Raw genomic sequence first — 2,909 nt, forward strand, 5'->3', positions numbered from 1 at the left:
CGGCACGGCTGGCCCCCGCGAGCCGCCCCCGCGTCTGGTACACGGGCGCGCTGCCCCGCACGCCGGCCGGCAAGCCCGCCCGGGCCGAGGTGCTGCGGCGCGTCCTCGCCGGGGAGGTGGACCGCCTTGTCGGATGAGGTCGTGATCGTCGCGGCGCGCCGCTCCCCCGTGACCACGCGGGGCCGCGCCCTCGCCGCCCTGCGGGTGGAGCAGCTCGCCGCGCCCGTGGTCCGCGCCGCGGTGGCCGACGCGGAGGCGGTGCTGGGCGGGACGGTCCCCGTCGCGGACGTCGTCCTCGGCAACTGCATGGGGCCCGGGGGCAACCCGGCCCGGGTCACGGCGCTGGCGGCGGGGCTGGGTGCGGAGGTCACCGGCGCCACGGTGGACCGCCAGTGCGGAAGCGGTCTCGCCGCGATCCTCGATGCCACCGCCGCGATCGGAGCGGGGGACGGTCGGGCCCGGATCGCCGGCGGCGTGGAGAGCGCGTCGACCGCGCCCGTCCGGACGCTCGACGGCATGCCTTACGACCGCGCGCCGTTCGCGCCCGAGGGGTGGCCGGACCCCGACATGCTGCGGGCCGCCGACGACCTCGCCGCACGCGACGGCATCGCGCGCCCCCGTCAGGACGCCCACGCCGCCCGCAGCCATCGGCGCGCCCGTGCGGCCCATGACGCGGGCCGGTTCACCGCCGAGCTGGTGCCGCTGGGCGGGGTCACCGCCGACGACGCCGTCGGCCGCGCCGAGCCGCTGCTGCCCCGGCTGGTCCCGACGCTGCCCGGGGGCAGCGTGACCGCCGGCACGGCCACCCGCATCAGCGACGGCGCGGCCGCGGTGGTGCTTCTCCCCGCACGCGCGGTCGGCAGCGCACGGGGCCTCGCCGTCCGCGGGCACGCGGTGGTCGGCTGCGACCCGGCGCTCCCCGGGATCGGCGCCGCGCCCGCCGTCCGTGCCGCCCTGGACCGCGCCGGTGCCGATACCCGCGACATCGCGGCGTTCGAGATCGTGGAGGCGTTCGCGGCGCAGTCCCTCGCCGTGCTCGACCGCCTCGGCCTCGCCGAGGACGACCCTCGCGTGTGTGCCGACGGCGGCGCGCTCGCCCTCGGGCACCCCTGGGGCGCCAGCGGTGCCGTGGCCGTGGTCCGCCTGTTCAGCCGGCTGGTGCGGGGCGGTGCCCCGGCCGGGACCCTCGGTGTCGCCGCCGCCTCCGTCGGGGGCGGGATGGGCGTGGCCGCACTCCTGGAGGTGGTGGGATGAGCGCCGTCGTGTTCCGCGAGGTAGGCGTGCGGCTGGGCGACACCGAGGTGTTGCGGGAGGTCTCCCTGACGCTCTCGGCCCGGACGGTCGCGGTCGTCGGTGACAACGGCTCCGGCAAGTCGACGCTTGCCCGGGTCGTCGGCGGGCTGGTCACCGCGACCAGCGGGAGCGTCGAGGTGCTCGGGCTCGACCCGCGCCGCAACGCCGCAGACCTGCGCCGCCGGGTCGCGTTCGTCTTCAGCAACCCCGACACCCAGATCGTCATGCCGACGGTCGCCGAGGACGTGGCCTTCTCGCTGCGCGGTCACCGGCTCTCCCGTGCGGCCAAGGCCGAGCGGGTGGCCGAGGCGCTGCGGCGCTTCGGCATCGACACCCTGGCCGACCGCAGCAGTCACGACCTCTCCGGCGGCCAGAAGCAGCTGCTGGCGCTGTGCGGCGCCTTCGTGCGCGAGCCGGAGCTGGTGATCGCCGACGAACCCACCGCCTACCTGGACGCCCGCAACGCCCGGCGCATCGCCGGGCACCTGCTGGACGGTGGTGACCACCGGTTGCTGCTGGTCACCCACGACCTCGACCTCGCCGCGCGCTGCGAAGCCGCGGTCCTCGTCACCGACGGCCGGGTGACGGCCGTCGGCGAGACCGCCCCGGTGATCGCCTCCTACGAGGAGAGTCTGCGGTGCTGACGCTCCACCGGCCCGGCAACAGCCTCTGGCACCGGCTGCCCGCCGGCCGGAAGGCAGTCCTGCTGGCCGTCCTCGCCCTCGCCGTCTCCGCTGCCCCGCTGGGTGGCGGGCCGGCGGCGGCGCTGCCCCCGATCGCCGTCTGTCTCGCCTGCTACGCCGTGCCCGGTATCGGCCCCCGGGAGCTGCTGCGCCAACTGCGCGCCGTGCGCTGGATCCTGCTGGTCACGCTCGCGGGGCAGCTGCTCTTCCTGGGGTTGCAACCGGCGGTGGTCAACACCGCGCGGGTGACCGCCGTCGTCGCCATCGCCGCGCTGCTGGCCCTGACCACGCCCGTCTCCGAACTCCTCGACGCCGCCGAGCGCGGCGCGGCACCGCTCGCCCGCGTGGGTGTCGACCCGCAGCGCGTCGCGCTGCTGCTGGCCGTGACGCTGAACACCCTGCCGGTGCTGGCACGGGCCGCAGCGGAGGTGCGGGAGGCCCAGCGCGCCCGCGGCGGCCGGGCCGGTCTGCGGCGGTTCGCCGTCCCGTTCCTCATCCTGACGCTGAAGCACGCCGACGAGCTGGGCGACGCCCTCACCGCCCGGGGCGTGCGGTGAACCCTCGTACGGGTGTGGATGTCAGGGACGCCCGGAGCGCCCCGGGCGGTCCGCTTCGGTAAGGACCGACGCCCGCCGAGCCCCCGCACGGCCCCGCAGCGCGGTGGAGTCAGCAGCGACCGGTGGCCGCGCCCCGCCCCCCGGGACGTGCCGGCCGGCGCGAGGTGGGCGAGTCGTCCGGTGGGGTTCCCTGCGGTGGCCGTCCCGCCGGGTCGGTGCGGGACCGGGCGCTTGCACCGTGGGACCGGACGGGGCTCACCCCTTCGGGTGACGCTGCCGGTCGGCCGGGACCGGATGGCGACCACGGTCCCGCTGCCACCACGGGGAGTGCGGTCTGCCCGCCGACCGTCCGTCACAGCGCGCGGAGCGCGCCGCG

General features: G+C 77.7%; 3 protein-coding genes. All 3 read left to right on the forward strand.

What is annotated here, in order from left to right:
- Nucleotides 1–126 precede the first annotated feature (126 nt).
- Genes HCN52_RS23445 through HCN52_RS23455 form a run of 3 tightly spaced genes read left to right on the forward strand, consistent with a single transcriptional unit; the run spans nucleotide 127 to nucleotide 2,533 of the window.
- Complete coding sequence (locus HCN52_RS23445; RefSeq protein ID WP_209314905.1) at nucleotides 127–1,254, forward strand: thiolase family protein; 1,128 nt, start codon at nucleotides 127–129, stop codon at nucleotides 1,252–1,254.
- A complete protein-coding gene (locus HCN52_RS23450) occupies nucleotides 1,251–1,937 on the forward strand; it encodes an energy-coupling factor ABC transporter ATP-binding protein (RefSeq protein ID WP_168090431.1) in 687 nt (228 codons plus the stop codon). The genes HCN52_RS23445 and HCN52_RS23450 overlap by 4 nt, the downstream gene beginning before the upstream one ends.
- Nucleotides 1,931–2,533, forward strand: coding sequence for a CbiQ family ECF transporter T component (locus HCN52_RS23455; protein ID WP_168090432.1), 603 nt, complete (start codon nucleotides 1,931–1,933; stop codon nucleotides 2,531–2,533). Before HCN52_RS23450 ends, HCN52_RS23455 begins: the two co-directional genes overlap by 7 nt.
- The last annotated feature ends 376 nt before the right edge of the window (nucleotides 2,534–2,909 follow it).

The organism is Streptomyces bohaiensis (genome assembly GCF_012033785.1).
GTDB lineage: Bacteria > Actinomycetota > Actinomycetes > Streptomycetales > Streptomycetaceae > Streptomyces > Streptomyces bohaiensis.